The sequence below is a fragment of the Sphingopyxis sp. LC363 genome, from assembly GCF_000756385.1.
GTDB lineage: Bacteria > Pseudomonadota > Alphaproteobacteria > Sphingomonadales > Sphingomonadaceae > Sphingopyxis.
This window is the reverse complement of sequence record NZ_JNFC01000011.1, coordinates 65,875-72,733: the sequence shown is the minus strand read 5'-3', so window position 1 is coordinate 72,733 and position 6,859 is coordinate 65,875. Positions and strand designations below refer to the sequence as shown.

General features: G+C 66.3%; 7 protein-coding genes. 6 read left to right on the top strand and 1 reads right to left on the bottom strand.

Features of this window, described 5'->3' with window-relative positions; translation table 11 throughout:
- The 3 genes from msrA to FG95_RS05465 form a co-directional block, all read left to right on the top strand.
- A partial coding sequence (gene msrA, locus FG95_RS05475; protein WP_235211469.1) for a peptide-methionine (S)-S-oxide reductase MsrA occupies positions 1–777 on the top strand: 777 nt, incomplete at its 5' end.
- Positions 778–930: 153 nt separating this feature from the next.
- On the top strand, positions 931–2,085 hold the full coding sequence (gene bla / locus FG95_RS05470; RefSeq protein ID WP_037554511.1) for a class A beta-lactamase: 1,155 nt from the start codon (positions 931–933) through the stop codon (positions 2,083–2,085).
- Between the two features lie 7 nt (positions 2,086–2,092).
- Complete coding sequence (locus tag FG95_RS05465) at positions 2,093–2,404, top strand: hypothetical protein (protein ID WP_037554509.1); 312 nt, start codon at positions 2,093–2,095, stop codon at positions 2,402–2,404.
- A gap of 3 nt (positions 2,405–2,407) precedes the next feature.
- Here the strand turns inward: FG95_RS05465 and FG95_RS05460 are convergent, their stop codons facing one another.
- Complete coding sequence (locus FG95_RS05460; RefSeq protein ID WP_152567582.1) at positions 2,408–3,535, bottom strand: M23 family metallopeptidase; 1,128 nt, start codon at positions 3,533–3,535, stop codon at positions 2,408–2,410.
- 203 nt (positions 3,536–3,738) lie between these two features.
- Here FG95_RS05460 and sucC point away from each other — a divergent pair, with 203 nt between their 5' ends.
- From sucC to FG95_RS05445, 3 genes are all read left to right on the top strand, one after another.
- A complete protein-coding gene (sucC, locus tag FG95_RS05455; RefSeq protein ID WP_037554506.1) occupies positions 3,739–4,947 on the top strand; it encodes an ADP-forming succinate--CoA ligase subunit beta in 1,209 nt (402 codons plus the stop codon).
- Between the two features lie 233 nt (positions 4,948–5,180).
- Positions 5,181–5,930 (top strand): electron transfer flavoprotein subunit beta/FixA family protein, encoded by a 750-nt coding sequence (locus FG95_RS05450; protein WP_037554504.1) that lies wholly within the window; start codon positions 5,181–5,183, stop codon positions 5,928–5,930.
- A complete protein-coding gene (locus tag FG95_RS05445) occupies positions 5,927–6,856 on the top strand; it encodes an electron transfer flavoprotein subunit alpha/FixB family protein (RefSeq protein WP_037554502.1) in 930 nt (309 codons plus the stop codon). The genes FG95_RS05450 and FG95_RS05445 overlap by 4 nt, the downstream gene beginning before the upstream one ends.
- Positions 6,857–6,859: the final 3 nt, after the last annotated feature.

The window sequence follows — 6,859 nt, the reverse complement described above, 5'->3', positions numbered from 1 at the left end:
CCGCCGCTCTGGTTCTGCCCCTCCCCCCGGCGCCCGCGTCGCCGCTGCGGCGGGCGCCGTCAGGCCGCGCGCGCGCCCGGGCCGGGCCGGCGCGCGGGGGGCGGGCGTCCGCCCGCCGCCCCGGGAGGGGGTGGGGGGGGGGGTGGGTCCGGCCGGACGGGGCCGCGGCGGAGGCCCGAGGGCCTTCCCAGCCCCCCCGCCGCAACCGTCGATCCCGCCGTCAAGGCCAAGCGCGCGACCGCGGTGCTCGCGGGCGGCTGTTTCTGGGGCGTCGAAGGCGTCTTTTCGAACGTGAAGGGCGTGATCTCGGTCGAATCGGGATATCATGGCGGCAGCGCCGCCACCGCCAAATATGAGCGGACGCATGACGGCAAGTCGGGCCATGCCGAGGCGGTGCGCATCGTCTATGACCCGAGCCAGGTCAGCTATGGCACGCTGCTCCGCATCCTCTTTTCGGTGGTCGCCGACCCGACCTTGAAAAACCGGCAGGGCCCCGACGTCGGCTCGCAATATCGCGCCGCGATCGTGCCCATGGACGCGAACCAGCGGCGGGTCGCCACCGCCTATCTGGCGCAGATCGGCGGCGGCAAATATTTCGCGAAACCGATCGTGGTGCCGGTCGAGGCCTACAAGCGCTTCTATCGTGCCGAGGCGAGCCATCAGGATTTCATGCGCCGCAACCCGCGCAACGGCTACATAATGCGCTGGGACGCGCCCAAGCTTGCGGCGCTGAAGCGGCTTTATCCGGACAAGGTTCGCGCGACGCCGGCACCCTGACGCTGGGTAAAAATCCCGCCGGTTCCCGCGATTGGTCGCGGCGAAAGAATCGTTCACCGCAAAACGCTGGCCCGTCCCGCGCGCCTGCGTGACGTGGGGACATGTCCGCGAGGGGTCGGGACAAGATATAAAAGTCGCAAGTGCGGGGTTTGAATGAAGCTTAGATTATCCGGCAGGCCGCTCCTCGCTGTGACGATGGGTGCCGCGGTTCTGGCAGGTTGTGTTAGCAGCGTCGCAATCGTGCCGCAGCCACGCGCGCAGCAACAACAGCAACCGGCGCCGGTGCGCGGCCCGGCCGGTTCGGTCACGGTACCGATCGGCGAGCCCGTTCGCTCGGCGATGCCGCGGCCCGCGGGGCCGATCGACCCCGGTTTCCGCCGCGCGCCCGCCGGGCTCGACGATCGCATTTTCGAGTTGTGGCGCGCCTTTCCCGGCAAGACCGGCATCGCGGTGCAGCGCATCGACGGCGAATGGTCGCTTTCGCAGCGCGGCGACGAGCTGTTTCCGCAGCAGAGCGTGTCGAAGCTGTGGGTTGCGCTGACGGTGCTCGACGCGGTCGATCAGGGGCGCCTGACGCTTGATCAGCGGGTGCGCATCGGTCCCGAGGACCTGACCCTGTTCCACCAGCCGCTCGCCGCGCGGGTGCGCTCCGAAGGTTCGGTGACGATGAGCGTCCGCGACCTTATCGAAACCGCGATCACCCACAGCGACAATACCGCGAACGACAGCCTGCTGCGCACCGTCGGCGGCCCCGACGCGGTGCGCGCCTTCATCGACAAGAAGGATCTGGGCGCAATCCGCTTCGGCCCCGGCGAACGTCTGTTGCAGGCGGGAACCGCGGGACTCAAATGGCAGCAGGCCTATTCGGTCGGGCGCGCCTTCTATCAGGCGCGCGCCGCGCTGCCCGATGCGACGCGCCTCGCGGCGCGCGACGCCTATCTCGCCAATCCGCCCGACGGCGCGAGCCCCGAAGCGATCGCGAGCGCGCTGACCCGGCTGGCGCGCGGGACGTTGCTGTCGCCCGATTCGACCGAATATCTGCTGGGCGTGATGAGCCGGACTCGAAGCGGCCCGCGCCGATTGAAGGCCGGTCTGCCCGCGGGCTGGAAATTCCTGCACAAGACCGGGACCGGACAGGATTACAAGGGCTCGACCGCCGGTTATAACGACATCGGTATCGCGACCGCGCCCGACGGCACCCGCTACGCCATCGTCGTGCTGCTTGGCGACACCAGCGCGTCGGTGCCCGCGCGCATGGCGCTGATGCAGGCGGTGTCGGGGGCCGTCGCCGACTATCACGGAAGGTAGGGGTGCCATGAAGCGCGTTCTTTTGCCGGTGCTCGCGCTCGCGCTGCTGCTCGCCGGCTGCGCGACCCCCGAAACGCGGCTGCGCACGGGCCTTCAGAACGCCGGCCTGTCGAAGGCGATGTCGGCGTGCATGGCAGAGCGCATGGTCGACCGGCTGTCGCTGCTCCAACTCCGGCGCCTTGCGTCGCTCGGCAGCCTCAAGGACAAGCATGTCAGCGACCTGACGCTCGACCAGTTCTTTCGCAAGGTGCGCGCGCTCAAGGATCCCGAAATATTGACCGTCTCGACGAGTTCGGCGGCGGTCTGCGCGCTGCGCTGACGGTCATTCGCCGGGGAAGCGCACGACGAGGTTCGGCGGGGGCAAGCTGTCGGTCACGGTTTCGGCGGCATTCGCCGCGGGCCATTTTTCGCCGCGCCCGAAGGCCTCGATCGAGGGATATTGCCCCAGGCTGACGAGCGAGGACAGGACATAAGGCTGACCCTCGGCGCCGAGGATCGACGCGCGGTCGGCGAGGTGGAAATGCAGGTGCGGCGCGCTCGCCTGGCCGGTAAAGCCGAGGAAGCCGACGACCTCGCCCGCCTTGACGCGATCCCCGACGGCGACCGGCGCTCCCTGTTTCAGATGTTCGTAGGTGGCGATGCGCCCGCCGCCGATGTCGAGCATGACATAGTTGCCGCTGGCGTCGGCGATCGAAGGATTCGTTCGGCCCGACCGCGTCGCGGGGTCGGGCACATCGTCGCGCAGCGCGACAACGGTTCCATCGGCGACCGCGAGCACTTCGGCGCCATAGCCATAGTGGTTCGCCGGATTGTCGGCATCGCCCGATGACCGCTTTCCGTTCGCATCGACCTTCATCCAGTCGATCGCAAAGCGGCCGGGCAGGGTCGCCGATCCTTCGGTGGCATAGAAGACGCGGCGGTGGCCGCGCTCCATGCCGGGGTCGTAGACCGCGACCCACGGCCCGCCGCGCAGCGGCGGCGACAGGCGGGGGAGGGCGGTCGTGTCCGGCGTCGCCGCGCCGCCTGAAAGCGTAAAGCTGGCCCCGTCGCCGCCGATCTTGCCGAGCGTGAAGCCGTGCGAGATCGACCGGGGCGCGGAGGCGGCTGCGACCGGCGCGTTGATATAAAGCACCGCGCGGCGGCCCGGCGGAATGATTCGCGTATCGGCCTCGGCTGGCCCGACGAGCCCGGTCGCCTTGGCGAGTTCGTCGTCGGCATAGCTTTTGAGCGGGGCGCCCGTGTCGTCGGCGATCGAAAGCCGGTCCAGCCGAAGCGGCAGGCCGGAAAAATTGGTGAGGTGCAGCTCGTAAACGAGCTGATCCGCCGCGCCGACGCGGACGATATGCGGGGCTTCGGGAATCGCGATGTCGAGCGACTGGTTCACCTGCGCCTTCGCCGGGCTGGCGCCGGCGAGCGTCAACAATGCAAAAACAAGAAGCTTTATCCGCATCTTCGGCTCCCTCATCCCGATCCTCGAGTCCACCCGACTATCAGCCCGGGCGCGGAACGTCATCCGGAAGACGGACCGGCTGGCCGCAAGCCTTAGCCGCACACAAGAATATCTGCGGTTTCCGGGGGTGGCGTTGCGGGCTAACTTGTGCTTAGGCGGCGCCGATCCTCTCCCTTACAGAGTCGAAAGGCCCGGTAGACCTCATGAACATCCACGAATATCAGGCGAAAGAACTGCTCGCGAAATTTGGCGTCGCCGTGCCCAAGGGCATCGCCGCGATGAGCGTCGAAGAGGCCGTTGCAGCCGCGAAGCAGCTCCCCGGGCCGCTCTATGTCGTGAAGTCGCAGATCCACGCCGGCGGCCGCGGCAAGGGCAAGTTCAAGGAACTCGGTCCCGATGCGAAGGGCGGCGTCCGTCTTGCGAAGAGCCTCGAGGAAGTCGAGGCGCATGCGAAGGATATGCTCGGCAACACGCTGGTGACGATCCAGACCGGCGAAGCGGGCAAGCAGGTCAACCGCCTCTACATCACCGACGGCGCCGACATCAAAAAGGAATATTATCTCGCGCTGCTCGTCGACCGCGCGTCGAGCCGCATCGCGGTCGTCGCCTCGACCGAAGGCGGGATGGACATCGAAACCGTCGCGCACAACACGCCCGAGAAAATCCACACGATCGTCATCGATCCCGCGACCGGGCTGATGCCGCACCACGGCCGCAGCGTCGCCGCCGCGCTCGAACTCGAAGGCGATCTTGCCAAGCAGGCGGCGAAGGTGCTGACCGGCCTCTACAACGCGTTCCTCGCGACCGATGCCGAGCAGATCGAGATCAACCCGCTTGCCGTCTGCGAAGGCGCGAACGGCGACGAGTTGCTCGTGCTCGACGCCAAATTGGGCTTCGACGGCAATGCGATGTTCCGCCACAAGGACATCGCCGAACTGCGCGACCTGACCGAGGAAGACCCGGCCGAGGTCGAGGCGTCGGAATATGACCTCGCCTATATCAAGCTCGACGGCAACATCGGTTGCATGGTCAATGGTGCCGGGCTCGCGATGGCGACGATGGACATCATCAAGCTCAATGGCGCCTTCCCGGCGAACTTCCTCGATGTCGGCGGCGGCGCGAGCAAGGAAAAGGTCACCGCGGCGTTCAAGATCATCCTGAAGGATCCGGCGGTCGAGGGCATCCTCGTCAACATCTTCGGCGGCATCATGAAGTGCGACATCATCGCCGACGGCATCGTCGCCGCGGCGAAGGAAGTGAATCTCTCGGTCCCGCTCGTCGTCCGCCTCGAAGGCACCAACGTCCAGCAGGGCAAGGACATCCTTGCAAACTCGGGCCTGCCGATCGTCGCGGCGAACGATCTGGGCGACGCGGCAAAGAAGATCGTCGCCGAGGTTGCCAAGGCGGCGTGATAGAGAATTGCCTCTCCCCTTGGGTGAGAGGCAGCGAGACTTGGCGGCTTGCCGCCTAGTCGCAGCGGTGAGGGCGGCAACGTCCGGACCCTCACCAAGTCCGACTAGGTCCTGCGGACCAAGTCTTCCTATCCTCTCCCTTAAAGGGAGAGGAACGAGGGACTGCTGGTTGACGTTTACGTAAACGCCAATTATGGCGCAGTGCACAATTTGCTGAGAGGAGCTTTGAGCCCATGAAAATCCTCGTCCCCGTCAAACGGGTGCTCGATTACAACGTGAAGCCGCGGGTGAAGGCCGACGGTACCGGCGTCGACCTCGCCAATGTGAAGATGTCGATGAACCCGTTCGACGAAATCTCGGTCGAAGAAGCGATTCGCCTGAAGGAAAAGGGCGTCGCGACCGAGGTTGTCGCGGTTTCCGTCGGCCCGGCAAAGGCGCAGGAAACGCTGCGCACCGCGCTCGCGATGGGCGCCGACCGCGCGATCCTCGTCCAGACCGACGATGCGGTCGAGCCGCTGGCGCTCGCGAAAATCTTCAAAGCCATTGCCGATGCCGAACAGCCCGGCCTTGTCATCCTCGGCAAGCAGGCGATCGACGACGACAACAACCAGACCGGCCAGATGCTTGCCGCGCTGACCGGCTGGGCGCAGGGCACCTTCGCCAGCGCGGTGAACGTCGAGGGCGACAGCGTCAATGTGACGCGCGAAGTCGACGGCGGCCTCGAAACGGTGAAGCTCAAGCTTCCCGCGATCGTCACCACCGACCTTCGCCTGAACGAGCCGCGCTATGCGTCGCTGCCGAACATCATGAAGGCGAAGTCGAAGCCGCTCGATACCAAGTCGCCCGCCGATTACGGCGTCGACACGGCGCCCCGCGTCAAGACGGTGAAGGTGTCCGAACCGCCCGTCCGCTCGGCCGGGGTCAAGGTCGCCGATGTCGATGAACTGGTTGCCAAGCTGAAGGCGATGGGAGTGCATTCATGAAAACGCTCGTTTGGGTCGAACATGACGGCAACGCCGTCAAGGATGCCACGCTCGCCGCGGTGACCGCTGCGTCGAAACTCGGCGAAGTCCATTTGCTCGTCGCCGGTGAAGGTGTCGATGGCGTCGCGAAAGTCGCTGCGCAGATTGTCGGCGTCGGCAAGGTCCACGTCGCCGACAACGCCGCTTTCGGTCATAACCTGCCCGAAAATGTCGCGCCGCTCGTCGCCGAGCTGATGGCCTCGCACGACGCCTTCGTCGCGCCCGCCACCACCACCGGCAAGAATATCGCGCCGCGCGTCGCCGCGCTGCTCGACGTGATGCAGATTTCGGAAATCCTGTCGGTCGAGGGTCCGAAGACCTTCACCCGTCCGATCTATGCCGGCAACGCGATCGCGACCGTCGAATCGTCGGACGCGAAGCTGGTCCTCACCGTCCGCGGCACCGCCTTTGAAAAGGCCGCCACCTCGGGTGGTTCGGGTGCGGTCGAAGCCGTCTCGGCGGGCGGCGACGCAGGCATTTCGAGCTTCGTCGGCGCTGAAATCGCCAAGCAGGATCGTCCCGAGCTGACCTCGGCGAAGATCATCGTGTCGGGCGGCCGTGCGCTGGGTTCGAGCGAGAAGTATGAGGAAGTCATCGTTCCGCTCGCCGACAAGCTCGGCGCCGCGCTTGGTGCTTCGCGCGCCGCGGTCGATGCGGGCTATGTCCCCAACGACTATCAGGTCGGCCAGACCGGCAAGATCGTCGCGCCCGAAGTCTATTTCGCGATCGGCATCTCGGGCGCGATCCAGCACCTTGCCGGCATGAAGGATTCGAAGACGATCGTCGCGATCAACAAGGATGAGGACGCGCCGATCTTTCAGGTCGCCGACTTCGGCCTCGTCGCTGACCTGTTCAGCGCCGTGCCCGAACTGACGGGCAAGATCTAACCG